We start from the raw sequence: 26,115 nt of genomic DNA on the forward strand, positions 1-26,115 counted from the left end.
CCCGGTGGCGGAGGCGATCAGCCCAGCACGCCCTTCAGGGCGGCGGCGAAGGCGGTGGTGATCGCCTCGCGTTGCAGGTGGCGGCCCTCGGCCACGCATTGGCGGCCATGGCGCCAGACCGATCGCAGCGCGCCATTACGTGCGGCGAACACCCAGCTGTCAAGCCATGCGTCACCCTTCCGCGCCTGCAGCGCGGGGTGCCCGGCATCCAGCTCGACCAGGTCGGCACTGGCCCCCACCTGCAGGCCAGCGGCCACGCCCAGCGCCTGTGCGCCACCGTGCAATGCACCTTCGAACAGGAAGCGACCGGTGCTGCGGGTGGCATCCGGCGCCAGCACGTTGCGACCGCGCAGGGTCAGCCGCTGGCCGTATTCAAGCAGGCGCAGTTCTTCGGCCGCGTCGATCAGCACATTGGAATCGGAGCCGACGCCAAAGCGTCCGCCCTCGCGCGCGAATGCCTGCATCGGGAACAGGCCGTCGCCCAGGTTGGCCTCGGTGATCGGGCACAGGCCGGCCACGGCCTGGCTGGCCACAATGGCCGCGCGCTCGTCATCGGTGATGTGGGTGGCATGCACCAGGCACCAGCGCGCATCCACCGGCGCATGGTTGTACAGCCACTGCACCGGGCGCTGGCCGCTCCAGGCCAGGCAGGCCTCCACTTCGCGCACCTGCTCGGCGATATGGATGTGCACCGGGCCGTCGGTTAGCGGCAGCAACGCACTCAGTTCCTCGCCGGTGACCGCACGCAGGCTGTGCGGTGCGATGCCGAGCACCGCGTCGGGCAGCGCGGCCAATGCCGGCTTGGCGGCCTCCAGCAGCTGCGCGAAACCCTCCACGTCGTGGATCAGGCGCCGCTGCGCTGGATTCGGCGCCGCCCCGCCGAAATCGGCATGCGCATAGAACACCGGCAGCAGGGTCAGGCCGATGCCGGTCTGCTCGGCTGCCGCCGCGATCCGTGCACTCATCTCGGCGCGGTTGGCATAGGCGCGACCATCGGCGTCGTGGTGCAGGTAGTGGAATTCACCGACGCGGGTAAAGCCGCTTTCGAGCATTTCCATGTAGGCCTGGGCGGCGATGGCCTGCACCGCGTCCGGCCGCAGGTGGGCCAGGAAGCGGTACATCAGCTCGCGCCAGCTCCAGAAGCTGTCACCGTCACCGCCGCCGATCTCGGTCAGGCCGGCCATGCCGCGCTGGAAGGCATGGCTGTGCAGGTTGGGCAGGCCGGGCACCAGGATGCCGACGCGGGTGTCGTCGTGCTGGGCGCCCTGCCCCGTGTGGATCGCCGTGACGCGGCCGTCCTGCACCTGCAGGCGGACATCGCGGGCCCATCCCTCGGCCAGCAAGGCGTGGACGGCATGGAAACTGAGCGGGGAACGCGAATCGGACATGGCTGGACAACCCGAAATGGACGCCTATATTGTATAGACATATAAGCACAGCCGCGTTGTGGATGCCATGCACGTCGATACCCTCTGGTCCAACGTCCACCTGATCACCCTCGACGGCGAGGGGCTGGGTGTCATCCGCGATGGCGTGCTGGCCTGCGCCGGCGGCCGCATCGTCCATGTCGGCCCGGCCGGCAGCGATGCCCACCTGGAGCCGACCACCCGCATCGATGGCGAAGGCCGCTGGATTTCGCCCGGCCTGATCGACTGCCACACCCACCTGGTCTACGCCGGCAACCGCGCCAACGAATTCGAGCAGCGCCTGCAGGGCGTGAGCTATGCCGAGATCGCCCGTGCCGGCGGCGGAATCGTCTCCACCGTGCGCGCCACCCGCGCCGCGACGCCGGAACAGCTGGCCCGCGAAAGCCGGCCGCGCCTGCTGGCCCTGCGTGCCGAAGGCGTGACCACGATCGAGATCAAGTCCGGCTACGGCCTGACCTTGCCCGACGAACGCAAGCAGCTGCAGGTAGCGCGTGCGCTGGGCGAGGAATGCCAAGTCAACGTGGTCACCACCTTCCTTGGCGCGCACGCGATTCCGCCGGGCCGCGAGGCACAGGAGTACACCGACGAGGTGTGCAACGTGATGATTCCGGCCATCGCCGGCGAAGGCCTGGCCGAAGCGGTGGACGTATTCTGCGAGAACATCGCCTTCTCGCCGGCGCAGGCGCGGCAGGTCTTCGAAGCGGCGCGCGCGAACGGGCTGGCGGTGAAGATCCATGCCGAGCAGCTGAGCAACCAGCATGGTGCTGAACTGGCGGCCAGCTTCGGTGCCCTCTCGGCCGACCATATCGAACATCTGGACGATGCCGGCATCGCCGCGATGGCCGCCGCCGGCACCGTCGCCGTGCTGTTGCCCGGTGCCTTCTATTTCACCCGCGATACCACCCTCCCGCCGATCGCCGCGCTGCGTGCGGCCGGCGTGCCGCTGGCGCTGGCCACCGACAGCAACCCGGGCACTTCGCCGCTGACCAGCCCGCTGCTGGCGATGAACATGGGCGCCACCCTTTTCCGCCTGACCGTGGACGAGTGCATCGCCGGCTTCACCCGTGAAGCGGCGCGCGCGCTCGGACGCAGCGACCGCATCGGCCGCCTCGCCGTGGGCCTGGACTGCGACCTGGCGATCTGGGACATCGATGCCCCCGCCGACCTGGTCTATCGCATTGGATTCAACCCGCTGCACGCGCGCGTGGTGCGCGGACAGCCCGACCTGCCTGCCTCCTGGAGCAACACATGAGCAACACCCTGGTTCTTCGCCCCGGCCATGTCACTCTCGCCCAGTGGCGGCAGGTCTATCGCGGTGCGCCGCTTGCACTGGACCCGGCCGCGCTGCTGGTGGTGCGCGCCAGCGCTGCGGCGGTGGCCGCCATCGTCGCCAAAGGCGCACCGGTGTATGGCATCAACACCGGGTTCGGCAAGCTGGCCAGCGTGCGCATCGAGCGCGAAGACCTGGCCACCCTGCAGCGCAATATCGTGCTCTCGCACGCTGCTGGCGTGGGCGAACCGATGCCGGCCAGCGTGGTGCGGTTGATGATGGCGCTGAAGCTGGTCAGCCTGGCGCAAGGCGCATCGGGCATTCGCGAGGAAGCCCTGCTGCTGCTCGAAGCGATGCTGGTCAAGGGCGTATTGCCCGTGGTGCCGGCACAAGGCTCGGTGGGTGCTTCCGGCGATCTGGCACCGCTTTCGCACCTGGCCGGCGTGATGCTGGGCGTGGGCGAAGCCTACATCGGTGACGAACGCCTGCCCGCAACCGACGCACTGGCGCGTGCCGGCCTGCAGCCGATCGAACTGGGCGCAAAGGAAGGTCTGGCCCTGCTCAACGGCACCCAGTTCTCCACCGCCTATGCGCTGGCCGGCCTGTTCGAAATCGAAACCGTGTTCCAGGCGGCACTGGTCACCGGCGCGTTGTCGGTGGAAGCGGCCAAGGGTTCGGACACGCCGTTCGATCCGCGCATCCATGCCATCCGTGGCCAGCGCGGGCAGATCGCCACCGCCGCCACGCTCCGCGCGCTGATGCAGGGCTCAGGCATCCGCGAATCGCACCGCGACAACGACGTGCGCGTGCAGGACCCGTACTGCCTGCGCTGCCAGCCGCAGGTGATGGGCGCGGCGCTGGATATCCTGCGCCAGGCCGCGACCACGCTGGAAATCGAAGCCAACGGCGTGTCCGACAATCCGCTGGTGTTCACCGATACCGGCGAAGCGCTGTCCGGCGGCAACTTCCACGCCGAGCCGGTAGCCTTCGCCGCCGACATGCTGGCGATGGCGGTGTGCGAGATCGGCTCGATCAGCGAGCGCCGCCTGGCGATGCTGGTGGACCCGGCGCTGTCCGGCCTGCCGGCGTTCCTGACCCCGCGCCCGGGCCTGAATTCCGGCTTCATGATTCCGCAGGTGACCGCCGCCGCGCTGGTCTCAGAGAACAAGCAGCGCGCCTACCCGGCCAGCGTTGACTCGATCCCGACCTCGGCCAACCAGGAAGACCATGTGTCGATGGCCGCGCATGGCGCACGCCGGCTGATGCAGATGGCCGAGAACGCCGCCAACGTGATCGGCATCGAGCTGCTGGCCGCCGCGCAGGGCTGTGATTTCCATGCGCCGCTGCGCTCCAGCGCCGCGCTGGAAACCGTGCGCGCCACCCTGCGCGCGCAGGTGCCGACGCTGGAAGAAGACCGCTACTTCCATCCGGACATGGTGACCGCCACGAATCTGGTGCGCAGCGGCGTGCTGGCGCAGGGTTTGTCCGATCTGTTGCCGACCGTGGAGCCCCAGGCATGACGCCCCTTCCCGAATGGTTGACGGTGCACGAGGGCGACGCCCCGTTGATCGTCAGCTTTCCACATACCGGCACCGAGCTGCCGCACGACCTGATCGGCGACTACCACTCGCCGTGGCTGGCCCGCCGCGATGCCGACTGGTGGGTGCACGAGCTGTACGACTTCGTGCGCGGCATGGGCGCGACCACGGTGCGCTCGGCGATCTCGCGTTCGGTGATCGACCTCAACCGCGATCCCAGCGGCGTGTCGCTGTACCCGGGCCAGAACACCACCGGCCTGTGCCCGCTGACCACCTTCGACAACCAGCCGCTGTACAACGCCGGGCGCGAGCCGGACGACGCGGAAATCGCCCGTCGCCGCGACACGTATTTCCTGCCCTATCACGATGCGCTGGCTTCGCAGATCACGCGCCTGCGTGCACGCCACGGCACCGTGGTGGTGTACGACGCGCACTCGATCCGCTCGCATATCCCGCACCTGTTCGAGGGCGAACTGCCGCAGTTCAACCTGGGGACTGCCGGTCCGTCCGGTGCACCGGACACGTCCTGCGACAACGCCTTGAGCGACGTGGTGGAGAACCTGCTGAAGATCAGTGGCATGAGCCAGGTGCGCAACGGCCGCTTCAAGGGCGGCTGGATCACCCGCCACTACAGCAACATCGCCGGCGGCGTGCACAGCCTGCAGATGGAACTTGCCTGCCGTGGCTACATGCACGAGCCCCTGCCGGACCAGGTGGACGAACACAGCTGGCCCACCCCGCTCGACCCCGACCACGCCGCACCGCTGCGCCACACCCTGGCGCAGGTGCTCAACGCCTGCCTTGAATTCGCTACGAACCGGAGCGCCGCATGACCCGCAACGACCCGTCCCGCACCATCGCCACGCCGACCGGCACCACGCTGAACGCCAAGAGCTGGCTGACCGAAGCGCCGCTGCGCATGCTGATGAACAACCTGCACCCCGATGTGGCCGAGCGCCCGCAGGAACTGGTGGTGTACGGCGGCATCGGCCGCGCCGCACGCGACTGGGAGAGCTTCGATGCCATCGTCGAAACGCTCAAGCGCCTGGACGACGACCAGACCCTGCTGGTGCAGTCGGGCAAGCCGGTGGGCGTGTTCCGCACCCACGCCGATGCACCGCGCGTGCTGATTGCCAATTCCAACCTGGTACCGCGCTGGGCCAACTGGGACCACTTCAACGAGCTGGATAGGAAGGGCCTGGCCATGTACGGCCAGATGACCGCCGGCAGCTGGATCTACATCGGCGCGCAGGGCATCGTGCAGGGCACCTACGAGACTTTCGTGGAAATGGGCCGCCAGCACTTCGGTGGCGACCTGACCGGGAAGTGGCTGTTCACCGGTGGCCTGGGCGGCATGGGCGGCGCACAGCCGCTGGCTGCCGTGATGGCCGGCGCCTCCTGCCTGGCCGTCGAGTGCCGCAAGAGCAGCATCGACATGCGCCTGCGCACCGGCTACCTCGACACCTGGACCGACAACCTGGACGAAGCGCTGCGCCTGATCGACGAGTCGTGCAAGGCCGGCACGCCGAAGTCGGTGGGCCTGCTCGGCAACGTTGCCGATGTGCTGGCCGAACTGCTCAAGCGTGGCGTGAAGCCGGACCTGCTGACCGACCAGACCTCCGCGCACGACCCGGTGAACGGCTACCTGCCGCAGGGCTGGACGGTCGAACAGTGGGATGAGAAGCGTGTCTCTGCGCCGAAGGAGGTGGAAAAGGCAGCGCGTGCTTCGATGGCCAACCACATCCGCGCCATGCTCGGCTTCCACGCGCTGGGCGTGCCGACCGTGGACTACGGCAACAACCTGCGGCAGATGGCGCTGGAGGAAGGTGTGGCCAATGCCTTCGATTTCCCGGGTTTCGTGCCGGCCTACATCCGCCCGCTGTTCTGCCGTGGCATCGGCCCGTTCCGCTGGGCGGCACTGAGCGGCGACCCGGAAGACATCGCCAGGACCGATGCCAAGGTGAAGGAACTGATTCCGGACAACCCGCACCTGCACCGCTGGCTGGACATGGCCGCCGAGAAGATCAAGTTCCAGGGCCTGCCGGCGCGCATCTGCTGGGTCGGCCTGGGTGATCGCGATCGACTCGGCCTGGCGTTCAACGAGATGGTCGCCAACGGCGAACTGAAGGCGCCGGTGGTGATCGGGCGCGACCACCTGGACAGTGGCAGCGTCGCCTCGCCGAACCGCGAAACCGAAGCGATGGCCGACGGTTCCGATGCGGTGTCCGACTGGCCGCTGCTGAACGCCCTGCTCAACACCGCCAGCGGCGCGACCTGGGTCTCGCTGCACCACGGTGGCGGCGTGGGCATGGGCTTCTCGCAGCACGCCGGCATGGTGATCGTCTGCGACGGCACCGAGGCGGCGGCCAAGCGGATTGGCCGCGTGTTGTGGAACGACCCGGCGACCGGCGTGATGCGCCATGCCGATGCGGGCTATGAGATCGCAATCGACTGCGCGAAGGAGAAGGGGCTGGATCTGCCGGGGATTCTCGGCTGATCGCAGGGGTGCCGGCCACTGGCCGGCACTACCGCAAGGCACCTGTATAGCCGAGCCATGCTCGGCTCAGTGCTTCCAGGGTCACGACGTCTGACCGGAAGGCAGCCGAGCATGGGCTCGGCTCTACATGATTCGACTTGATCGGATCACTTCCGGGCCAGCGGTTTAACATCAATCGCATAGCGTGGAAACGCAGGTGTGGCGAACTCCCTGAGCATGTGCAGGTGCGGCTGAATCTTTAGCTTGCGCACATTCTCAATGGTGAATTCTCCGCCGCAAACCAACGCTGGCTCAAAGCCAAACATCTCATCCGCCAGCAAGTTCCCACAAGTGTTCACAGCCCTATCGAAGAGCAGTTCTTCATCCCCATCCATCAGATCAAAATCGTCGAGCTCCGCACAGGCGAAGAAGGCCTTGATGCCACCGTCCTGTCGTGCAAGAGACTTCGGCCTCAAACAGTTCTGAAGAGCAAACACTTCACTGCTGACTGGATCGATGTTCAAGCCCGCACCTGATGCTTCGCCGCACAGGTAGAGGCGTCCAAACCCGCTTCTGGCAAACACATGGTAGGTATCGATCTGTGTAAATGGAGTACCGGCCAACCACGCGCGCATCAGGCCGTCGTAGTCCTCGGGATTCACCGTCCACAGGCGTCCGTTGCCATAGTTCGCCCATCCATCCCGACGCCAATAGCTCAAGAGCGATTCGGGCAAGATGCCCGTCCACTTGGAGAAGCTGGTCTCTGGCACCGGATCGTGTTCAGTTGCCTCTCCGAAGCTCTCGATGAAGAGCGCGAAATCCTCATCCCCCTCCATTAACCCTCCCATGCAAGGCTATCTCGTCGGTTTGGACTGAGGCGTTCTTATATCTGGTGCCTCATCCGTCGCGAAGAGCTGTTTACGACAGGCCATTGGAAATTCACGCATTCACATAGGCGCCCGCCTCCGCTTGACCCGTCGACCGCCGCTGAGCAACATGCGCCATCACCGCTGATGGATCACCGCGATGTACCGCACCTTTGCTGCTGCATTGCTCTGCGCCCTGTTCGCTGCTCCACCCGCTTCTGCGCGTGGGCTCCCCGTCGGCCTCTCTTCACAGCTCGAAGCCCAACTGCAGACCAACCGCAAGCGCTACGGCATCGCCGGGCAAGCGGTGCTGGTCGCCCACAACGGACAGGTGCTGTACCAGGGAGCCAGCGGCGAGCGTGACCCGGCCTCCCACGCACCGGCCACCGTCGATTCCATTTTTGCCGCGCAATCGATGGCCAAGCTGCTGACCAGCACGCTGGTGATGCAGTTGGTCGATCAGGGCAAGGTGGATCTGGATGCGCCGGCCAGTCGCTATGTGCAGGACCTGCCCACTGCATGGCAGGCGATCCACGTGCGCGATTTCCTCAACCACAGCTCAGGTATCGGCGAGTACTACGACCGGGTGGAGAACCGCTGGGTGAGCAAGGGCTACCCCGGTGTAGCCCCTGATCTTGCCGCTGCACTGAAGGTGGCCGGCGCGGCACCAATGCAGTTCGCCACCGGCAGCCGCGTGCAGTACACCCAGGCCAACTACCTGGTGCTGACGGCGTTGCTGGAAGCGCACTACCGCAAGCCCTATCCGGCCATCGCGCGCGAACGCATCCTGCAGCCGCTGAAGATGACCAGCACCTCGTGGGGCGTGGCCAGCGTACCGGCGCAGCGCGCGGCGGTGCCGTACATCGGCAAGGAGCGGCAACTGCAGCCTGCCAATGAAGATCCCTGGCCGAACTACGGCTGGGGCCATGCCGACCTGCAGACCACCGTGGGTGACATGAACCGCTTCCTGCAGGCGCTGGCGACCGGCGAGCTGCTGCGCACGGCAACGCTGGAAAGACTCTGGCAGCCGCAGAAGCTGACCGGTGGCGGCAGCAGTTTCTTCTCCACCGGCTGGGACACCATCCGCAGCGACGGCTACACCCAGGTCGGCCACGATGGCGGCACCCGCGTGCGGGCGCGGCTGGCCTACAAGGGCTCGCTGGCCAGCGGTTACTGGGTGTTCGTGTACCTGAGCAACGGCAGCGCCCGCAATGTCTGGTCGAGCACGCTGGTGGAAAGCACGATGGCGGTGGCTGCGCCGCAGGAGTTTCCGCATGCAGTGCTTTCCGAGCGGCTGATCGGCTATGCGCTGGATGAAAGCACCGATGCGACACAGGCGATGCGTAGCTGGCTGCGCGACAGCAATGGGGTTCCCACGAGCGAACTGGAGCGTGCGATCAATGCCGATGGTTACGCTATCCGCGAGAGCCTCGGGGCACGCAAGGCGTTGAAGGTGTTCGCCCTCAACAGCGAGCTGTATCCGCAGTCCGCCAACGCTTGGGACAGCCTGGCCGAGTGCCATGCCGCGCTGGGGGAGAAAGAAACCGCTGATCGGCTGTATGCGAAGTCGAAGGCGCTGGCGAAGCCTTCGCCGTAAATCCTGTAGAGCCGAGCCCATGCTCGGCTGCTTTTCGTTGCGATTGGAGAAAACCCGCGCTGCGCGCGATAGCCGAGCGTGGGCTCGGCTCTACAGGGACACTGCGAGCGGCCATACCCAGGTGGAGGGTGACGTGGGGCCATCGACCTGTTAACTTGCGCGCCAATTTCGTGGTTTACAGCATTCCCGCATGCCGCTCTCGCCGTACCGCCCCACCCCGTCGCTGTTGTTCCTGGCCGTAACCCTCGGCCTCGCCACTACCGCCCAGGCCGCGCCACAGGCCACCACCCTCGATGCCGTGCAGGTCACTGCCGCCGATGCCAGCGCGCAGGCGCGAGAGGCGCTGAAGCGCGTGCCGGGCGCCAGCAACGTGATCGACGTGGCCAAGGCGGACAGCCGCCTGGCCAGCACTGCCGATGTGCTGGCCTACCAGCCGGGCATCAGCGCACAGTCACCGGGCAACGAAGGCACCAAGGTGTCCATCCGCGGCTCCGGCATCAACCGTGGCCCGGGCGCACATGCCTCCGGCATCGCGGTATCGATCGACGGCCTGCCGCTGACCGGCCCGGGCGGCACACCCTACGAACTGCTGGAACCGTTGTGGCTGTCGCGTGTAGAAGTACTTCGCGGGGCGAACGGTTTCGAGCGCGGCGCGCTGGCGCTGGGCGGTGCCATCGACTATGTAAGCCGCAGCGGCCGTGATTCGGCCGGCGTGCAGCTGCACTACGAAGCGGGCAGCCGTGGCTATCAGAAACGCGGCATCAGCTGGGGCGGTGTCAACGGAGATCTCGATTACTTCCTGGCCTATACCGATACCGAGTTCGATGGTTATCAGCGCCATGCGCGCGGCGACGGCAAGGGCGCGATGGCCAACATCGGCTGGCAGATCACCCCCGATCTGCAGACGCGCTTCTTCGTGCGCTACCGCGAAACCAATCATGAAACGCCCGGCCGCCTGACCCGCGATCAGATCCGCAACGATCCGCACGCCGCGAATGCGTCCAACCTGGCCATTGATGCGCGCCGCCCGCAACCGGGCAGCACCTGGGTGGGCAATGTCACCACGCTGCAGATCGATGAGGACTCCTCGCTGCAGGCCGGGCTGGTCTACCACACGTATCCGATGGACTTGAACGAGAGCCTGTACCGCCAGCAGCTGGACTACGCCAACCTCAACGCCACGCTGGACTACCACCACCGCCACCGGCTGTTCGGCCTGGACAGCCAAACCACGATCGGTCTGCGCGTCACCCACGATCTGGACGCCGATGTGCGCGAGTCGCTGCGCTTTGCCAGCAACGGCTATGCCGCCGGTACGCGCACGCGTGACTTCCGCCACCACGGCACCGACAGCACGCTGCACGTCGGCAATACCCTCACCTTCAACGACCGCCTGCGCATGCAGACCGGGCTGGCACTGATCAGCACCCGCCGCGACGTGCAGGTGACCTGGCCGAGCAGCGGCGGCCGCCTGCGCGACCACGACTGGGACTACGCGCCGCGACTGGGCTTCACCTGGCAGCACAGCGCGCAGACGCAGTGGTTCGGCAACCTCAGCCGTTCGGTGGAGGCGCCGCACCCGTGGTCGATGATCTGGGGCTCGAACCAGTACTTCGGGCCCGGCACTGGCCCGTCTACAGGCCGCCAGCGCGCGCCGGTGCCGATGCAGAACCAGACCGCCACCACGCTGGAACTGGGCGCGCGCGGTGACGCGGCGCTGGGTCGCTGGGAACTGACCGGCTACTACGCCCACGTGAACCATGAATTGTTGAGCGTGGAGCTGCAGCCGGTACCGAACCTGTTCATCGCAGAGAACAACGCCAGCCCCACCGTGCACCGTGGCATCGAAGCCGGATTGGACAGCACACTGTGGCAGGCCGCGCCGGGGCGCCTGTCGTTGCGCCAGGCGTACACCTTCAGTGATTTCGGTTACCGCCACGATGCGCGCTTCGGCAGCAACCGCCTGCCGGGCCTGCCGCGCCACAGCTACCAGGCCGAGCTGCGCTTCGATCATGCCTCCGGCCTGTACGCCGCGCTGAACACCGAATACGCCTCGCGCATCGCGGTGGACTACGCCAACAGCTACTGGGCCGACAGCCACGTGATCTTCGGCAGCCGCATCGGCTACGAGGCACCCGGTGGTCGCTGGCAGGCCTGGGCGGAGATGCGCAACATCGGCAACCGCCACTACGCCGCCACGGTCACGCCGGGCTACGACGACGCCGGCAAGGATGTCGCGCGCTCGACGCCAGGCGAAGGCCGTGGCGTCTATGCGGGCGTGCGCTGGCGCTTTGACTGATGGCCGCAGGCGGCGCCGGGTCTGACCCGGCGCCGTCGTTCCAGGGTCAGCCGATGCGCCAGGCCGGCAGGCGTTCGCTGCGCTTCCAGATGGAAGGCGCGAAACCAATCAACACCAGCGCCGCCAGCCACTTCGGTGAGGTGTTGAGCAGTGTCGAGGTAAGCGAACCATCGCCGGGGGGGGCCATGTCCTGCCACGGGTTGTAGCCCAGGTAGACGACGCTGCCAGCCCACCACAGCAACGCCAGGCCGATGCCCACCAGCAGCAGAGCCAGCGTGCGGCAGGTCCAGCGCTGCGACGTGGTGCCCCATTCCCGCGACGCTGCGATCAGCAGACCCACCACCAGCAGCGATACCAGTGCAACCAGTCCGATATCGACCTTGGGCCCGATACGCTCATAGCTGCAGGCGCGGCATTGGGCCTCTTCCGCGGCAGTGGCGGCTTCGGCGCCATCGGCCTGCCCGGCTGCGGGCTGCGCCAGTGCTGCAAACGGCATCAGTACTGCCAGCAGCGTCACCATGATCCAACGAAACAACGTCCTGTTCCTGCGTACAGCGACATCCATGCGCTCTTCCTCGTCAGTGGTTGTACGTCCAGGGCCGCAGTATGCGGCCGTCCCATACGCCGCCCAGACCCCGTTCCGGGGGTTCGGCCATCCAGCGTCCTTGTTCCCGATGCAGCACGACAAGCTCCCGGTAGACGAAATCGTCGGAACACGAATCCCGGGCGACCGCAATCATAGCCCACTGCCCTTCGACGCTGAAAACAGGCCGGGTCAGATAGGCGACGTGGTCGTATGTCCGAGTCGGCCCATGCACCGTTGCCCCGCACCCCTGCTCCCGCAGCGCTCGAAGCCCGGCGCCGTCCATCCGCTGCGCATCGGCCAATGCGGCCGCAGGCACTGGCGTGGACCGGCGATTGGCGGGAACCAGGTCCGCCTGCAGCTGCAACCGCAGCGCATGGATGTCCGGCGGCCACCAATCGTCCAGCGGCAGGACCAGATCGTCCACCTCCTCGCAGATGGAGGCACTGCTGCCAGGCCAGCAATAGGGCAAGGTCTGCTCCATCACGTAGATGTCCTCCCCCACCGGGTCGGTCAACTGCGGCTGTTCCTGCGGGCGCCATTGATCAACGCGCGTGGACGGTGTCTGCGTTGCGCTGGGCACCTCGCTCAGCGACGATGGCAGAACTGGCGTTGGCTGCGGCACTGGCGGGGGTGGAGGGGGGAATGGGGGGCTCTGCCGGATCGCCAGCGCCAGCGCCATCGCCTGCATCTGCGCTGTTCCCAGGTTGATCGGTAGCCGACCGATCTCCTGCTGCCACCTCGGGCGCAGGCTGCAGATCCCGGCCATGAGAGCCAAAGCCGACAGCGCCGCCGCCAGCGATGCAATGCGTCGCCAGGTGATCCGTTGTTGGCAGTCACGGTCTGGCTTGAACGAGGTATCTGTCATCACGACTCCGCCAACGCGGGCCACAGGCCGTGTCCAACGCTCATATGGCGGACAGGCTCCACTCGAATACGCTCCCATCCGCTCTTCCTGCGGTGCAGAAGGTAGAGGACGCGCATCGCCGTTCCTCCACTGCACAGATCCGAGGCGACCGATGCCATTGCCCAGTTCCCCTCCTGGCTGAACACAGGACGCTGCAGATAGACAACGCCCAGATCGGGATTGCCCGGGCCACCCGTGCATCCCTCGATGCCACGCGCACGCCGTTGCTGAAGCTCGTCCCACGTCATCCGTTGCGCTCGCACATGCGCAAGCTCAAACGCAAGGTCGGGTACGCGTACAGCCCGGCGGTTCGCAACCTGCAGCATCGACTCCAGATGCTGCTGCAGCTGAAAGGACGCCGCACTGTCATCATCACGCCATTCCACGACGCTGTGACGAACCTGGCAGACAGGGGCGGGGTCTCCTTCGCCACAGGTAGGCGCAGTCCATTCCATCACGACAAATGGCATGTCGGGCTCCCAGCCGCGCGGCTCGAAGTGTGCTGGCGCGACATCTTCCAGCGGCACTGCCGCGGTCGCGGATCCACTGTTACCGGTCAGCATCGGGGAGAAGATTCCCTTGATTGGAATCGGTGGTTCCGGCGGCTTCCCTGGTGGTGTCGGTCGCAGGTCGATGAGCTCTGCCATCACTTCGGCCTGCATCCGTGCCGTTCCCAGATTGATCGGAGGCGGGCCGACTGCCTGCCCCCATTGCGAGCGCATGCTGACGATCAGCGCTACGACTGCAACCATCGATAGAACGACCGTTGTGGCCAGGACGCGTTTCCGTGCAATGCGCTGTCGCATGAAGTTCCTGGAAGAAATGAAGCAGGTTGGGATATCGGCCGGGGACGTGACGCTACAGCGCTTGAATGACCTGCAGCAGATGGGTCGCATCTGGCGCGAGTTCCTGCGCGAGCCCGCCCAGCACCACGAAGAACAGCAGCAGGCCGAGCAGCGGCCAGATCGTGTGCGTCACGCATACCCGCCACCACCCCTGCTCGTGCATGCCCTGCATGCGCCGGTACAGGCCACTGGCGATGGCCGCGTCCACCAGCAATTCGGCCATCAGCACCGGTGCCGACCACACCACCCACACGCTCGCCAGCAGGACGGACGCCACAAGCGCGACGATGCCGAGGATCGCCAGCAACGGCAGGCCTGCTTCGTCTTCGGCCAGGCCGGTCAACGGCAGCTCACCGGCATCGCCGCCGCCGGCCTGCGCCGACTCATTCCACGAAGCTGACGCGCCGCCACCTCCAGAACGGCCACCGACGCCGCCCCACGGTGATTCCACGGCACTTCCGCGAGGCGAAGGGCTGCCACTGCCCACATCCGGCGACAGGCCATCCAGCACGTTGTCCCAGCGCCAGCGGATCCAGATCCACATCAGCAGCAGGAACACGCCATAGGCCAGCAATACGGCCATCGGGTAGCGAAGCAGCATCGCGTCGATACCGGCCAGACGCAGCAGGTGCGAGGCAAGGAAACCGGCCGCACCGGTCAGGGCCACGATCAGCGTCATCTGCAGGCGTGGCCAGCCGCGTTCCCGCAGGTGTTGCCGTGCGCGCACAAGCTCACCGGCGGGGTTCACCGGCAACTTCAGCGGGTTCCGCGCAAAGAAACGGGTGCGTTTCATCGGCGCCACCGGGTGCCGCGGATCGTGGAGCGTGGAAGCTCAAGAACCTGATACAGCATGCGGACATCCTTGCCGGGCACGCGCGGGGGGTGTTGCGCGGATTCTACCGCGGCCGGGGCCTCTGTCCAGGCGACGGGCCCAGGCCATTGATCATCAACTGCGGTCGACGATCCGCACGATGCGACCGTCCTCAAAAGCGAACTCGCTGTGTCCCTGCAGTGCCAGTTCCGTACCCGCGCCGGGACCATCGGGAATGTCCTGCGCGAACACGCCACGCCAGCCGATGCTGGCCAGCACCACGCCATCCTTGAAGATCAGCTCCAGCAACCGCTGCTCGCGCTCGCGGAACAACGGCGCCGATTGCCGTGCCAGTTCGCCGAAGGCATCGATGCCTTCGGTGACCATCGTCAGCTGCCCACCGCTGTGGTTCTCGAAACGCACGTTATGCGCCAGCACCGCCAGCATGGCGTCGATGTCGAAGCGGTTGTAGGCCTGCAGGTAGTGCTCGATCAGATGGCGGCAGTGCGATTCGTCCACGGCGGTGTCCAGTCAGGGCCTGCGCCAAGTCTCCCGCGACCGTTCAGCCGTATCAAGGAGGCGCGGCGGCCTTCAGCAACTGCGCGGCCACCTGGTCGAACGGGGCGATGTCCTGCAGTGCGCGGCACATCGCCACCGCACCTTCCACACTGGCAATCACCAGATTGGCCAGCCCACCCGCGGCGACCGGATCGTGGCCGTCGGCGATGAACGCTGCGGCCAGATGGCCCTGCCAACGTGCGAACACTTCAGCAGCTGCTGCACGGGGCTGGCTCGGCACTGCCTCCACCGGCTCCTCCACGGCAGCGGCCAGTACCGGGCAGCCCGCCCGGAACCCGGAGCGCAGCAGGCGCTCGCGCCACATCGCCAGGAACTGCTGCAGGCCCTGCACGGCTCCGCCTTTCAACAGTTCAACGAGAAGCGCCTCCACCTTGTCGCCAGCCATGTAGGTGGCGCGCGCCAGAAGCTCCTGCTTGCCGCCAGGAAAATGGTGGTAGGTCGAGCCCAACGGCGCCTCGGCCAGCTTGGTCACCTCACGGATGCTGGTGGCATTGAGGCCTACCCGCGCCAGCATCAGTGCTGCGGCATCAATCACCCGTTGCGGGGCATCAGAGGGTCGTGGACTCACGGCGATCGCCTTGCTAAGACAGTCGTCATAGATTAGCGTACCGGCCGTTCTATAACAGTCGTCATAGCGATGAATCTCTGGTTCCGCCTGCTCCATCTACTGCTTTGCAGCCTGTTCCGGCCCAAGCTGGAGGCCCCGTTCGGGGTCTCACGGCTGCAGTTCCGGGTACTGCCCAACGACCTGGACAGCAACCTGCACATGACCAACGGCCGCTACTGGAACATCTTCGATCTGGGCCGGCTGGACCTGATCCTGCGCATGGGCCTGGGCCGGGTGGCGCTGCGCGAGAAGTGGGCACCGATCGTCGGTGCAGGCACCATCCAGTTCCGCCGCGAACTCAAGCCGTTCCAGCGCTTTACCTTGGAAACGCGCCTGGTGGGCTGGGTCGGCTCGCGCGGCATCATGGAGCAGCGCGTGCTGATCGGGCCCGAGCAGAAGATCGCCACACGTGCGCTGCTGGTCACCGGCATCTACGACCGTCGCGCGCGCCAGTTCCTGGGCATGCCGAAGATGATGGAAGCGATCGGCGTGGTCGCCCCACCGTCGCCGTCGCTCAGTGCAGCCGCCGAGGCGCTGCTGGCGGCCGATGCGGCGTTGAAGCAGGACGATGCCTGAGGCACAGATGGGGGCGACCTGCATGGGGCGCTTTCCGCCGCGCCGCAGTAGGCTGATGCCCCAGTACAGGGCGGTAGATCCGCTGCTGATCAGTTTCGATACGTGGTGGTCGACAAACCTGCCTGCCGCTGCGACCTCTGCTGCAGCGCGCGCTTGACTGCCGCTTCGGCCAGCGGCGCCATCACCGCATAGCCCTTCGCCGTAGGATGCACGCCATCCTCGGCCAGCTGCGGATCGAGTCCGCCGGCGGCATTGGCCATCGGCGTGTGGTAGTCCAGATAGACCAGCTGCTGTGCATCGGCATGGCGCTTCAACGCCGTGTTCAGCGCACGCACCTTGGGCGCAGGCGCGATCCCGGGCATCCATGGGTAATCGCTGACCGGCAGCACCGATGCCAGCACCACGGCAATGCCATGTGCGCGGGCCAGGTCCACCATCGCGTGCAGGTTGTCTTCGATCATCGCCTGCGTGGATGGACCGGTGTTGCCTGCAATATCGTTGGTACCGGCCAGGATCACCACCACCTGAGGCTTCAGCGCCAGCACGTCTTGCGGGAAGCGCACCAGCATCTGTGCCGTGGTCTGGCCGCTGATACCGCGGTTGAGCCAGCCCTTGCCGGGGAAGAAAGCCGCGCTGCCTTCCCTGCCCCAGCCTTCGGTGATGGAGTCGCCGAAGAAGACCACGCGTGGCTGGCCCGGCGCCGCCGCGGGCAGTCGCGCGTTGGCATCACGATAGTGCTGCAGCTGCGGCCAATCCGCCAGGCGCTGCTGCATGAAACGAATCTCATCAGGGCGCAGCTGCTCTACGGGCTTGAGCAGCATCGGATTGACCGCGCCCGTTTCAGCAGCCGCGGTCGGAATGGTCAAGCCAATGCTGGAGGCGATGGCCAACGTTCCGGCAAGCACTACAGGAATACGCATGGAGACTCTCCCGGTTCACGGTGGCAGTCTAGCGCCCCGGCCTGCAATCAGCGTGCTGCCGCGCGCGCTGCCACGCCGGTCACCTTGGCCGGCATCCACATGCCGGGCGTCCAGCCACTGGCAGCCAGGATCGCCTTGGGGTTGTCCTGCTGGATCAGCGCGCGCACCGCGTCACGCTTGTCCTTGGCCTGCAGGTAGTAGGCTTTGGCGATGCGGTAGCCCACCCAGTAGCCCAGGTCATAGGGCTCCTGCGAGCCCGGCTTGTAGTTGTACAGCCACTGCGACAGATCGGTGCTGTCCAGATCCAGCGCGAAGGCGCTTTCGATATGCACTTCCCGGCCACGGGTCCAGGCCGCGTGGCGCCCGTTGCCGACGTTGCCGGAAATCAGTTCGGCGATGAACTCGGCGATGCCTTCGCCCAACGACACGCGCAGCACCGTGGCATGCGGATCGCCCGGCTCGAAGTCGGTCAGGCCGGTCTGCTGGATATGCACGTACTCGTGCGCGATCACGTGGACGAAGCGGTCCTGCACATTGGGATTCATGAAATCGGCTGCGCACAGCGCTTCCAGGCCGATGATCACCCCGCATTTCGAGGTCAGCCCGACCGGACGGCCACGGCCCACCGCGATGGTCACCGGCGAAAACGCGGCCTGCGGGTAGACGGCCTGCAGGTTGGAAAACACCTGCGTCAGGCGTTGTTTCACCGCCGGCAGTTCGGCCAGGCAGCTTCGTCCCTGCGCGTACAGTTCCGGCTGGTTGGCGATGGACTCGGCAATGCGCTCGGGGGTGACCCGGCGCGCCTTCGCCAGTTCACCCAGGCCCGTACTGCCTTCGGCGAGGTAGCCGGCCAGCTGGGCGACGCTGGGCTTGCCTCCCGTAGCATCGTAAAGCGCGTAGAAGCGGCTGGCATCGTGGGTGAGTATCTGCGGGCCCGGCGGCGCAGCCGCCGACGCCACGCCGAACGCCCCGGCACCGGCCAGGGCAAGCAGGCAGCGCAGGAAACCGGACATCGCTCCGTCCTTGGTGGAGTGCATGCGAAGCGCGCAATCTATCACTCCGCCCGGCCCACTGCAGCAGGCGGATGCGGGCGCACCGGCGCTGTGCCAGACTCGCTTCGGCACCTGCCATGGAAGATGGAGCACCGCACGATGATGATCGTTCCCGCGTACTGGGCCGAAGCCCGCCTGCAGGCCCGTTTCCGTGGCCGGCCGGTGGTCGTGCGCCGCTTTGGCTGGTCCGACGAAGGGCCTGCCGAAGCCCAGGTCCACGCCGAACGCCGTGCCAATGAGGCACTCAACGCCATCCTTGCCGGGCAGGTGCTGCCGCGTCGCGAAGTGCGCAGCAACTACGGCGTGGAGGGCGTTCCGATCCGCGAGCAGATCGTGCAGCGCGACGGCGACGTCATCATCACCCGCAACAGCTACGGTGCGCTCTGCCTCAATACCCCTGACGTGCTGTTCGCCGATATCGACCATGCGCAGCCACCGGCGGGTTGCGTGATGCCCGCTGTCATCGCCGCAGCGCTGCTGTTTGCTGGCGCCATCGTCGGCACCCTGCTGTGGCACTGGCTGGTGGGACTGGTATTGGGCGTGGCGGCCGTAGTGCTGGTGAATGCCGCGATGCTGATGCAGCGCAGGCGGCGGCTGGCCGCCGCCGGTGGCGCCGAAGGTGTGGCGCTGCAGCGGGTCGCGGCCTTCAGCGAACAGCATCCGGACTGGCATCTGCGCGCCTACCGCACGCCAGCCGGACTACGCGTGCTGGTCATGCATGCCACGTTCTCGCCCGAAGACGAGCAACTGCAGGCCTTCTTCAAGGCGCTGGGTACCGACGCCCTGTACGCGCGCATGTGCCGGCTGCAGCATTGCTTCCGTGCGCGACTGACACCGAAGCCCTGGCGCGTCGGGCTGAAATACCGCATCCGCCCACCGGTGGCCGCGTGGTCAGCCGAACAGGCCAACAACCCGGACCGTCTGGCCTGGATTGCCGAATACGAAAAGAAGAGCGCTGGCTTTGCCGCGTGCACCTACCTGCGCAGTTTCGGTGATACCGCGCGCATCCATGCCAAGGCCGAGCACGTGCGTGCGCTGCACGACCGCCTGTCGCACGCGCAGGACCGTCTGCCGCTGGCGTGAGCGCAGCAGGCGCTCAATCAGCGCCCTGTACGAACGGCTGCCCTGCCAGGGTAGTGCCCAGCCGCATCGCGACCTGCTGCCCGCCCTTTTCGAAGGTTGTTGCGCATTGCTTGGCGCCCTTCTGGCATCCAACTTCCGGAAAGCCCTCGAGTGACTCAGGCGCGCCCTGGACCGGACTCGCCTGCCACCCTGCCGCATCCATCAGGCGCTTGGCCTTGGCATAAGGCATGCCGGCAACAATGCCCAGCTGCGCCAGTTCGCAGGGGAGTGATTGCGCATGCAGGATCGGCGTCATCACCAGCGCCAACACTGCGGCGATACGTTTGGACTTCATTGGTGAAACCCATGGCAGACAGCAACAGGCCTGCAGCGTATCGCAGCTTCCGCACGCCATTGCACCCGCATCACATACGGTTACGCAATCGCAACGGCCAATGACACGAGGTCACCCCGGGGCCGCATCCGGTTCGCTTCGCGCGCGGCCGGCGCATTGCTGGCCGAGTCGAGGACCGCGGAAAGCGCGTCCGGCTCGCTGCGCACCGCGTACATCACCCGGGTGCCGGCAGCAGCAGGCTGTCGCCTGTTCAGCGACCGCGCTGGCGCTCGATTTCCGCGTGCAGTACCTGCAGCTGCGCCAGGTACTGCTGGAAGATGCCCAGATCCTCCTCGACCAGGCGTGGCCAGTCGGGCTTCGCATTCAGCAACTGCTCGACCTGCTGCTGCGGCGGGCGATCAAACCCTTCGCCCAGGACGGCCAGGTAGCGCTCCCTGAATCCCTCCGGATCCTGCTGGTCCTGTGCGAAGAGCTGCACCGCAATCAATCCGGCATACAGGTAATTGGCGAGGTAAAGCGGATCCTCATACATCAGCCGCTTGGATACCCAGGTGCTGCGCAGCTCGGGATACTGCTCCGATGCGCCCCCATACCGGCCCAGTACCTTCACCGTCATCGCATCAAGCGCGTCTGCGTTGCCAACCTCATCGGCGGCCACTTGCTGATAGATGGACTGTTCCAGATCGGCCTCTTCAGACGATACGAACAGCTGCAGGATGATGTCATCGAGCAACGACTTCAGGTAATACGCCTTGGCACGTGGATCGCTGGCCTGTCGATAGAGCTGATCGCGGAACTTCAGTTCGTTGTAGATGGCGAAGGCCTCGGTCAACCACTTGTTGCCGTTGCGCTGGAACGAGGATGCGCCACCGCGCTGCATCCACTGCCCATGCATGGCATGGCCGGCTTCGTGAGCGATCTGGACATCCCCCTCCAGATCGCCCTGTCGATGACCAACGAACAGCAGCGAAGGCGCGCCAGGGGCGCTGATCGAAAACGCATCCATCGCGCGCCGCCCTGCCGATCCACCCAGATCCATGTGTCCGCCCGCAGGATCGAGCAGCCCGCGCAGCCCTGTCACGTAGTCCGGCCCCAGCACCTGCATCGATGCCGCTGCCGCATCACGCAATTGCGCCAGGTCAAGCGGCGGAGGGATATAGCCCGCATCAGGCAGGCCCATGTCCCAGATCCTTGGAGAGGCCTGGCCCATGCGCTCAAGATGGGTCAACTGCATCTGTTGATAGTTGCCTCGCAGCGGCGCGTGGCGCGCTACCGCCGCCAGTGTCGCGTCGACGGCGGCCTGATCCAGGCCCATGTGCCGGTAGCTGCGGTCAGGCGCAGTTCCATCGCCCTGCAGTTCCGACGCTTGCTCGTTGAGGCGGACCAGGCCCAGCAGCACCGTTGCCATTTCGCTGCGCCGCGACGCCATTCCCTGCCAGTAAGCACGCCATGCCGCTTCGCGCAGTGAACGGTCCGGCAGGCGGGAAAGGGCTCGCGCATCGGTGCGGCTGTCAAACGTGCCGCCTTCATGTTCGAAGCGCGCAAAGGGCGCCGATTGCAGCAGCTGCCGGTGCAGTCGCCCGAAGCTGTCCAGCGCCGGGTCGGCCAACGTGTCGACCGCATCCACCAGCGCTGCATTGGCCGGCTGCACACCCTCCCGCAACGCCCGTTCACGCAGGTCGGCATGCGGCTCGATCCAGGCAGCCTGCGCGGGCGCATCACGTAATGCCTGCTTGGCAATCGCCGCGATGCGTCCACATGTGCCGGCCACTTCGCCCTGGGTGTTGGCCAGCCGGGCATCATCAGCATTGCGCGCTGCCTGAAGATGCAGGTAGCCATGGTGCCGGAGGCACTCGCCATACAGCTGCTCGGCCTGCTGGAACCGCACGTCTGGCGGCGCCTGAAGGGCCTTGAGGGCATGGGTGCTGCGCTCGAGGTTCTGCCATGCCTCACGTTCAAGGGAGGCGCTGCCAAAGTAGCTGCGGTCATCTGCCCGCAGAGCCTGCGCTTCCACTCCTTGTGTCATCCCGGCCAACAGCGTCGCGATGACAAAAGTGATGGCGCGCATTCCATTGCGATGCATCGATGTCTCCTGGTCTGTTTCCATTCCCAGCTTAGCAGCCCGGGTGGACCCGGATGCCGCATGGCAGGTGGCTTCCCGATTCCCGATTGCGCATCCGGATCCAGGCCGTCTGCCCACTCACATCCCGAGACAGAAAGGCCACCCGGAGGTGGCCTTTCTGTTCCCTTACTTGGCGTTCTTCACGTAGGTGTCGAACCAGTTCAGCATTTCCGCTACAAGCTGCTCGTTCGATTCCAGCGCGGTGTACCAGTGCGGTTCGTTCGGCAGCATCACCAGGCGGGTGGTGCCGCCGTTGCCGCGGATCGCCTGGTAGAGCTTGCGCGACTGGAACGGCTCGGTGCCCGGGTTGGCGTCGTCCTCGCCGTGGACCAGCAGCAGCGGCAGCTTGATCTTGTCGGCATAGAAGAACGGCGAGGCCTTCAGGTACACGTCCTGCGCCTGCCAGACCGAGCGGCGTTCGTTCTGGAAGCCGAACGGGGTGAAGGTCTTGTTGTACGAACCGCTGGTCGCCACACCGGCCTTGAACAGCTTGGTGTGCGCAATCAGGTTGGCGGTCATCAGGCCGCCATGGCTGTGACCGGTCACGCCGATGCGGTTGCGGTCGACCACGCCCATGTCCACGGCCTTGTCCACCGCCGCCTTGGCGTCGGCTTCCAGCTGCTCCAGGTAGGTGTCGTAGGCGTTCTTCGGGTCACCCACGATCGGGAACGAGGCGTTGTCGATGATCGCGTAGCCGGCCAGCAGCATCAGGCGGTACGGCTGCAGGCGGGTGAAGGTCTGCTGCGAACCGGACACCTGGCCGGCCTGCGCGGCGTTCGCGAAGTCGGCCGGGTACGCATACAGGATCGCCGGCACGCGCTGGCCCTCCTTGTAGCCCGGCGGCGTGTACAGGGTGAACGACAGGTCCACGCCGTCGGCGCGCTTGTAGGTCACCAGCTGCTTCTTGATCTGGCGCACTTCCGGGGTCGGGTCGACCAGCTTGGTCAGCGCGGTCGTGGTGGACGCGAACTGCGCCTCGCCGGCCTTCGCGTCGGCCACCGCCTCACCCTGCTGTCGAATGAAGGCGTTCGGAGGATCGATCACCGACTGGTGCCAGGTCAGGTAGCGCCCCGGCGTGTTGCTGAAACCGAGGAACTGCTCGTAGGCATCGGCGCTGCTGCGGAACAGGCGCTCGCTTTTCAGCGTGCCCAGGTCGAGGCGGTCCAGGAACGGACGGTCGCCCTGCGGCGAGGCGCCACGGCCGCTCAGGAACACGTGATTACCCTCCTGGCGCACGACCTGTGCGCCGTTCGGCAGGCGGGTAAAGACCAGGTTGCCGGGGTTGCCGTACAGCTCATCGCTGGACATGTCCCACAGCAGGCGGCCTTCCTTCTTCGGCTGGTCCACATCGACGATGCGGGTCTGCATCCAGTGGCGGTTCTCGTCGTTCTCGAACTGGAACGCCACGGCCGGATCGGCGGTCCATGCGAAGCCTTCGAAGCGCTGTGCGGTGCGGGTGATCTCGACCGGCTTGCCGTTGAACGGCGCCTTCAGCATCAGCACGCGATCGCGATGCGGCACGTTGACCTTCCAGTCGCCCTTGTCCAGCGCTTCGGCATAGACCAGGGTGGCCGGATCGGTGGCACGCCAGTCGAAACCGCGCGGGCCTTCCGGTACGCCGTGCACCGGCACGCGGTCGGCCAGCGGCAGGCTGGCGATCGGCGTGGACTTGCCGCTGGCGATGTCCAGCACGGCCACGTCGTTGGCGAAGCGCTGGTAGGTCACCGCATGCGAATACGGTGCCTTGATCGATTCGGTCAGCACGTGCACGCCATCGGGCGCGGCGCTGACTTCATTGAACAGCGCCGGTTGCCCGACCGGGCGCACGCGGTTGGCGACGGTATCGACCACGGCCAGCTGCGAAGTACCGTAATAGGCGAACAGCTTCTCGTCATGGACGCTGGTCAGCGTGTCGCGGGCTTCGTAGGTGCTGCTTTCGCCGCTGCTGCCCAGCGACTCCTGCGCGTCCGGACCGGTCGGCACGCCGCCATTGGACGGCGCCGGGCCCTGATTGGCCGGCACCAGCTTCACCAGCAGATTCTGGCTGCCGCCCAGCCACTGCACGGTGTAGCCGAAGATCGGGTTCAGCTGCACGTTCGGCACCTGCTTCACCTGGCCGGTGGCCGCATCGCCCACCCACAGCTGCACGCTGGTATCGACCGCATTCTGGAAGGCGAAGTGGCTGCCATCGGCCGACCACAGCGCGCCGGTGGCGCAGCCCTGCGGCAGGTTGACCTTGGTCTCCTTGCCGCTGCCGATATCGACCAGGGTGAAGTCGGCCACGCAGGCCGGAATGCCGTAGCCACCGGGGGTGTCATGGCGGCTGCGGTTCTTCGGCTCCAAGCGCACGCCGGCCAGCTTCAGGTACGGCTGGGCGACACGGCTGATCGAAGGGTAGGTCTGCGCAGTGGTCAGCAGCAGGCGCTGCCCCCCCGGGGCCACGTTCGGCGCTGGCGGCGGCGGCGCCTTCAGCACCTTGAGCAGGTGTTCCGGTGGCTTGGCGTAGTCGGCAAGCGCCGGGCCAGCGGCCAGCAGGCCGGCGGTGGCGACGGCAACGGCCGCCGCCAGAGAGGTTCGACGGATCAGCATCCTTATCCCCTGGAGTGTGAATGGGTACCCGGAATCGGGCATGGACCCGAATCTAGCACCGCAGGGGTTGTCGTGAATGGGCCGGAAGGGCTAGTGGCCGGATGGGGCAAAGTGCGGCCGGAAGCGCAGCCTCCCCGCTTGTCAACAGCCAGCCGCAGAGCGCGCTAAGCCTTTCGGGCCAAGGGTCCCAGCGAATTTCGGCTCTGTCCGCGCAAATTGCCGTTCGAGTCAACAATGGGATGCAGGTCTCGACCGCGCCAAAAATTGGAGATGCGATCTTCTACCCCGTAATTCATGATCCTGCGCAATATCTATCTCTACCTGAACCCAGACGAGCATTGGGGCGATCCAATCTCAGATCTCGGGTTTTCGCTGGGCACCACATTCGGATTCAAAACCAGATATATCTGCAATTACCTGGAGCGCCACCTCAAGAAGCTGCGTTTCATAACGGCTGGCTTCAACAAGATCTGTATTCAAGGATCGAAGCTGAAAACGGCAACATGGGCTGTGCAGGGCGCCCATGCCGTTGTTCCGCGTGTTTCATTTAACGCCAGCGTTTATGAAGCACTTGACGATGACAACAGGCACGAGCTTTACATCGCCATGATCCTGGACGGACTCTCCGGTCTGGCAGAACACCACGTCATCCCGATTTCGGAGATCCTCGACGGGATTGCCGAATTCAGGGCCGGCGGGTACAAGAACGAATGGGTGCACCAAACCAAGTACTATCGCACTGATCGGGTTCGAGCAACGCTCCACTGCAGCCTCAAACCAAACAACTTCAGCATGACACTGGACATCAGCAAGGACGGTCATACCGTGCTAAGGGAGGTCATCCTCGAATGTCTGCCGGACGAAATCATTTTTGCCCATCGACTTGGCAGTCTTGAGTGGTGCGAGGACACGATCACTCTCCGCCAGAAGGATGGGGCGATCCTCTATCGCTCTACAAGCCTATGAATCCCTCAGATCCAGCCAAAAGGTCGACAGGTACTATCAGATGGAAGCCTGGGCAGCATGTCGTACTCAAGCTGAGGGAGGATCTATTCACGATTGCGCAGATGCGCAACAGACCAGTAATGCGCTTTTTCGATATCTGCTCAAGTGAAGATTCTTGGGATTCCCCTGACTTGAGCCAATACCGTCCATTGTTCCAGGTGTTCGTTGGAACGGTGGTCCACCAACGACTGGCAATGCGGAAGATAGCCATTGGTACCCGTTGCCTGATTGAGGTTCCCAACTACTGGACTCGCCCCTACAGCTCAATGGATCGGCAGTATTTCACGAGTTCCGCCGACAGCCTATTCTTTGGTGGACGGCTGATCGATCTAGGACCCGGGAATGATCTTGATGTCACACAAGCTCCCGTAATCAAGCAAAGCCTCTCAGTCGACGAAGACCGGGAAGCGATCGAAGCGTTCGAGCTGACCAACATGCGGGGGAGTGACGACCTCCAGGACAGGCTTGTTCGACATTTCACCACCGGGATAGATCGGGACGATCTCAAATTTGAGATCTTTCCCGATCTTTGGCCCGATCGTCAGGCATTGAGCTCGCTGACCCGCAGATTGCCCGAACGGCTGCGCTAGCTGAGTTCGGTTCCAACAGGGCAATCCGTTGCACCTGCC

General features: G+C 65.7%; 23 protein-coding genes. 10 read left to right on the forward strand and 13 right to left on the reverse strand.

Annotation, left to right across the window (positions count from 1 at the left end; translation table 11 throughout):
• Positions 1-17: 17 nt before the first annotated feature.
• Positions 18-1,388 (reverse strand): formimidoylglutamate deiminase, encoded by a 1,371-nt coding sequence (locus tag G370_RS0109195; RefSeq protein WP_019660333.1) that lies wholly within the window; start codon positions 1,386-1,388, stop codon positions 18-20.
• Between the two features lie 67 nt (positions 1,389-1,455).
• Here G370_RS0109195 and hutI point away from each other — a divergent pair, with 67 nt between their 5' ends.
• From hutI to hutU, 4 genes are read left to right on the forward strand one after another with little or no spacing between them, the layout of a single operon-like run.
• Positions 1,456-2,679, forward strand: a complete 1,224-nt coding sequence (gene hutI, locus G370_RS0109200; RefSeq protein WP_019660334.1) for an imidazolonepropionase — start codon at positions 1,456-1,458, stop codon at positions 2,677-2,679.
• Positions 2,676-4,217 carry a histidine ammonia-lyase gene (hutH, locus tag G370_RS0109205; protein ID WP_019660335.1) on the forward strand — a complete coding sequence of 514 codons (1,542 nt, stop codon included), beginning with the start codon at positions 2,676-2,678 and terminating at the stop codon, positions 4,215-4,217. The genes hutI and hutH overlap by 4 nt, the downstream gene beginning before the upstream one ends.
• A complete protein-coding gene (gene hutG, locus G370_RS0109210) occupies positions 4,214-5,068 on the forward strand; it encodes an N-formylglutamate deformylase (RefSeq protein WP_019660336.1) in 855 nt (284 codons plus the stop codon). The genes hutH and hutG overlap by 4 nt, the downstream gene beginning before the upstream one ends.
• Positions 5,065-6,732 carry a urocanate hydratase gene (hutU, locus tag G370_RS0109215; RefSeq protein ID WP_019660337.1) on the forward strand — a complete coding sequence of 556 codons (1,668 nt, stop codon included), beginning with the start codon at positions 5,065-5,067 and terminating at the stop codon, positions 6,730-6,732. The genes hutG and hutU overlap by 4 nt, the downstream gene beginning before the upstream one ends.
• A gap of 146 nt (positions 6,733-6,878) precedes the next feature.
• Here hutU and G370_RS0109220 read toward each other — a convergent pair whose 3' ends face one another.
• Positions 6,879-7,547 carry a GAD-like domain-containing protein gene (locus tag G370_RS0109220; RefSeq protein WP_019660338.1) on the reverse strand — a complete coding sequence of 223 codons (669 nt, stop codon included), beginning with the start codon at positions 7,545-7,547 and terminating at the stop codon, positions 6,879-6,881.
• 190 nt (positions 7,548-7,737) lie between these two features.
• Between G370_RS0109220 and G370_RS0109225 the strand changes: the two genes are divergently transcribed.
• Positions 7,738-9,174: a serine hydrolase domain-containing protein gene (locus tag G370_RS0109225; RefSeq protein ID WP_019660339.1), complete on the forward strand. Its 1,437-nt coding sequence runs from the start codon at positions 7,738-7,740 to the stop codon at positions 9,172-9,174.
• A gap of 190 nt (positions 9,175-9,364) precedes the next feature.
• The gene (locus tag G370_RS0109230) at positions 9,365-11,473 is read left to right on the forward strand and encodes a TonB-dependent receptor family protein (RefSeq protein WP_019660340.1); all 2,109 of its coding nucleotides are present in this window, start codon (positions 9,365-9,367) and stop codon (positions 11,471-11,473) included.
• 46 nt (positions 11,474-11,519) lie between these two features.
• Here the strand turns inward: G370_RS0109230 and G370_RS0109235 are convergent, their stop codons facing one another.
• The 6 genes from G370_RS0109235 to G370_RS0109260 all read right to left on the reverse strand — a co-directional run bounded on the left by G370_RS0109235 (position 11,520) and on the right by G370_RS0109260 (position 15,766).
• Positions 11,520-12,038 (reverse strand): hypothetical protein, encoded by a 519-nt coding sequence (locus G370_RS0109235; protein ID WP_026347062.1) that lies wholly within the window; start codon positions 12,036-12,038, stop codon positions 11,520-11,522.
• A 13-nt stretch (positions 12,039-12,051) separates the two neighbouring features.
• Positions 12,052-12,924 (reverse strand): hypothetical protein, encoded by an 873-nt coding sequence (locus G370_RS1000000121055; RefSeq protein WP_050563261.1) that lies wholly within the window; start codon positions 12,922-12,924, stop codon positions 12,052-12,054.
• Positions 12,924-13,769: a hypothetical protein gene (locus tag G370_RS0109245; protein WP_019660341.1), complete on the reverse strand. Its 846-nt coding sequence runs from the start codon at positions 13,767-13,769 to the stop codon at positions 12,924-12,926. The genes G370_RS1000000121055 and G370_RS0109245 overlap by 1 nt, the downstream gene beginning before the upstream one ends.
• Positions 13,770-13,821: 52 nt before the next feature.
• Positions 13,822-14,601, reverse strand: a complete 780-nt coding sequence (locus G370_RS0109250; protein WP_026347063.1) for a hypothetical protein — start codon at positions 14,599-14,601, stop codon at positions 13,822-13,824.
• Between the two features lie 153 nt (positions 14,602-14,754).
• Positions 14,755-15,138, reverse strand: coding sequence for a nuclear transport factor 2 family protein (locus G370_RS0109255; RefSeq protein ID WP_019660343.1), 384 nt, complete (start codon positions 15,136-15,138; stop codon positions 14,755-14,757).
• A 52-nt stretch (positions 15,139-15,190) separates the two neighbouring features.
• Positions 15,191-15,766 (reverse strand): TetR/AcrR family transcriptional regulator, encoded by a 576-nt coding sequence (locus tag G370_RS0109260; protein ID WP_019660344.1) that lies wholly within the window; start codon positions 15,764-15,766, stop codon positions 15,191-15,193.
• A gap of 69 nt (positions 15,767-15,835) precedes the next feature.
• Here G370_RS0109260 and G370_RS0109265 point away from each other — a divergent pair, with 69 nt between their 5' ends.
• The gene (locus tag G370_RS0109265) at positions 15,836-16,381 is read left to right on the forward strand and encodes a thioesterase family protein (RefSeq protein ID WP_019660345.1); all 546 of its coding nucleotides are present in this window, start codon (positions 15,836-15,838) and stop codon (positions 16,379-16,381) included.
• A gap of 89 nt (positions 16,382-16,470) precedes the next feature.
• On the opposite strand, the gene G370_RS0109270 is transcribed toward G370_RS0109265, so the two are convergent.
• Both G370_RS0109270 and G370_RS0109275 read right to left on the reverse strand, forming a co-directional pair.
• A complete protein-coding gene (locus G370_RS0109270; protein WP_032955301.1) occupies positions 16,471-17,301 on the reverse strand; it encodes an SGNH/GDSL hydrolase family protein in 831 nt (276 codons plus the stop codon).
• Between the two features lie 47 nt (positions 17,302-17,348).
• The gene (locus G370_RS0109275) at positions 17,349-18,314 is read right to left on the reverse strand and encodes a DUF2268 domain-containing putative Zn-dependent protease (RefSeq protein ID WP_019660347.1); all 966 of its coding nucleotides are present in this window, start codon (positions 18,312-18,314) and stop codon (positions 17,349-17,351) included.
• Between the two features lie 138 nt (positions 18,315-18,452).
• Here G370_RS0109275 and G370_RS0109280 point away from each other — a divergent pair, with 138 nt between their 5' ends.
• Positions 18,453-19,436 carry a hypothetical protein gene (locus tag G370_RS0109280; protein WP_026347064.1) on the forward strand — a complete coding sequence of 328 codons (984 nt, stop codon included), beginning with the start codon at positions 18,453-18,455 and terminating at the stop codon, positions 19,434-19,436.
• A 13-nt stretch (positions 19,437-19,449) separates the two neighbouring features.
• Here the strand turns inward: G370_RS0109280 and G370_RS0109285 are convergent, their stop codons facing one another.
• The 3 genes from G370_RS0109285 to G370_RS0109300 form a co-directional block, all read right to left on the reverse strand.
• Positions 19,450-19,770, reverse strand: a complete 321-nt coding sequence (locus tag G370_RS0109285; RefSeq protein WP_019660349.1) for a hypothetical protein — start codon at positions 19,768-19,770, stop codon at positions 19,450-19,452.
• A 250-nt stretch (positions 19,771-20,020) separates the two neighbouring features.
• The gene (locus G370_RS0109295; RefSeq protein ID WP_019660351.1) at positions 20,021-21,853 is read right to left on the reverse strand and encodes a M3 family metallopeptidase; all 1,833 of its coding nucleotides are present in this window, start codon (positions 21,851-21,853) and stop codon (positions 20,021-20,023) included.
• 165 nt (positions 21,854-22,018) lie between these two features.
• Positions 22,019-24,481 carry a S9 family peptidase gene (locus tag G370_RS0109300; protein ID WP_019660352.1) on the reverse strand — a complete coding sequence of 821 codons (2,463 nt, stop codon included), beginning with the start codon at positions 24,479-24,481 and terminating at the stop codon, positions 22,019-22,021.
• A 294-nt stretch (positions 24,482-24,775) separates the two neighbouring features.
• Between G370_RS0109300 and G370_RS0109305 the strand changes: the two genes are divergently transcribed.
• Positions 24,776-25,447 carry a hypothetical protein gene (locus G370_RS0109305; RefSeq protein ID WP_019660353.1) on the forward strand — a complete coding sequence of 224 codons (672 nt, stop codon included), beginning with the start codon at positions 24,776-24,778 and terminating at the stop codon, positions 25,445-25,447.
• Between the two features lie 101 nt (positions 25,448-25,548).
• Positions 25,549-26,076, forward strand: a complete 528-nt coding sequence (locus G370_RS1000000121905; RefSeq protein WP_245541212.1) for a hypothetical protein — start codon at positions 25,549-25,551, stop codon at positions 26,074-26,076.
• Positions 26,077-26,115: the final 39 nt, after the last annotated feature.

This window comes from Stenotrophomonas hibiscicola ATCC 19867 (assembly GCF_000382065.1).
Lineage (GTDB): Bacteria > Pseudomonadota > Gammaproteobacteria > Xanthomonadales > Xanthomonadaceae > Stenotrophomonas > Stenotrophomonas hibiscicola.

Excerpts from the sequence above, each read along its gene's own strand:
- G370_RS0109245 (WP_019660341.1), bottom strand. The coding sequence starts at position 13,769 with ATGCGACAGCGCATTGCACGGAAACGCGTCCTGGCCACAACGGTCGTT.
- G370_RS0109280 (WP_026347064.1), top strand. The coding sequence starts at position 18,453 with ATGATGATCGTTCCCGCGTACTGGGCCGAAGCCCGCCTGCAGGCCCGT.
- G370_RS1000000121055 (WP_050563261.1), bottom strand. The coding sequence starts at position 12,924 with ATGACAGATACCTCGTTCAAGCCAGACCGTGACTGCCAACAACGGATC.
- hutG (WP_019660336.1), top strand. The coding sequence starts at position 4,214 with ATGACGCCCCTTCCCGAATGGTTGACGGTGCACGAGGGCGACGCCCCG.
- G370_RS0109250 (WP_026347063.1), bottom strand. The coding sequence starts at position 14,601 with ATGAAACGCACCCGTTTCTTTGCGCGGAACCCGCTGAAGTTGCCGGTG.
- hutI (WP_019660334.1), top strand. The coding sequence starts at position 1,456 with ATGCACGTCGATACCCTCTGGTCCAACGTCCACCTGATCACCCTCGAC.
- G370_RS0109225 (WP_019660339.1), top strand. The coding sequence starts at position 7,738 with ATGTACCGCACCTTTGCTGCTGCATTGCTCTGCGCCCTGTTCGCTGCT.
- G370_RS0109295 (WP_019660351.1), bottom strand. The coding sequence starts at position 21,853 with ATGCATCGCAATGGAATGCGCGCCATCACTTTTGTCATCGCGACGCTG.
- G370_RS0109270 (WP_032955301.1), bottom strand. The coding sequence starts at position 17,301 with ATGCGTATTCCTGTAGTGCTTGCCGGAACGTTGGCCATCGCCTCCAGC.
- G370_RS0109305 (WP_019660353.1), top strand. The coding sequence starts at position 24,776 with ATGATCCTGCGCAATATCTATCTCTACCTGAACCCAGACGAGCATTGG.
- G370_RS0109195 (WP_019660333.1), bottom strand. The coding sequence starts at position 1,388 with ATGTCCGATTCGCGTTCCCCGCTCAGTTTCCATGCCGTCCACGCCTTG.
- G370_RS0109285 (WP_019660349.1), bottom strand. The coding sequence starts at position 19,770 with ATGAAGTCCAAACGTATCGCCGCAGTGTTGGCGCTGGTGATGACGCCG.
- G370_RS0109235 (WP_026347062.1), bottom strand. The coding sequence starts at position 12,038 with ATGGATGTCGCTGTACGCAGGAACAGGACGTTGTTTCGTTGGATCATG.
- hutH (WP_019660335.1), top strand. The coding sequence starts at position 2,676 with ATGAGCAACACCCTGGTTCTTCGCCCCGGCCATGTCACTCTCGCCCAG.
- G370_RS1000000121905 (WP_245541212.1), top strand. The coding sequence starts at position 25,549 with ATGCGCAACAGACCAGTAATGCGCTTTTTCGATATCTGCTCAAGTGAA.
- G370_RS0109265 (WP_019660345.1), top strand. The coding sequence starts at position 15,836 with ATGAATCTCTGGTTCCGCCTGCTCCATCTACTGCTTTGCAGCCTGTTC.
- G370_RS0109300 (WP_019660352.1), bottom strand. The coding sequence starts at position 24,481 with ATGCTGATCCGTCGAACCTCTCTGGCGGCGGCCGTTGCCGTCGCCACC.
- G370_RS0109275 (WP_019660347.1), bottom strand. The coding sequence starts at position 18,314 with ATGTCCGGTTTCCTGCGCTGCCTGCTTGCCCTGGCCGGTGCCGGGGCG.
- G370_RS0109220 (WP_019660338.1), bottom strand. The coding sequence starts at position 7,547 with ATGGAGGGGGATGAGGATTTCGCGCTCTTCATCGAGAGCTTCGGAGAG.
- G370_RS0109230 (WP_019660340.1), top strand. The coding sequence starts at position 9,365 with ATGCCGCTCTCGCCGTACCGCCCCACCCCGTCGCTGTTGTTCCTGGCC.
- hutU (WP_019660337.1), top strand. The coding sequence starts at position 5,065 with ATGACCCGCAACGACCCGTCCCGCACCATCGCCACGCCGACCGGCACC.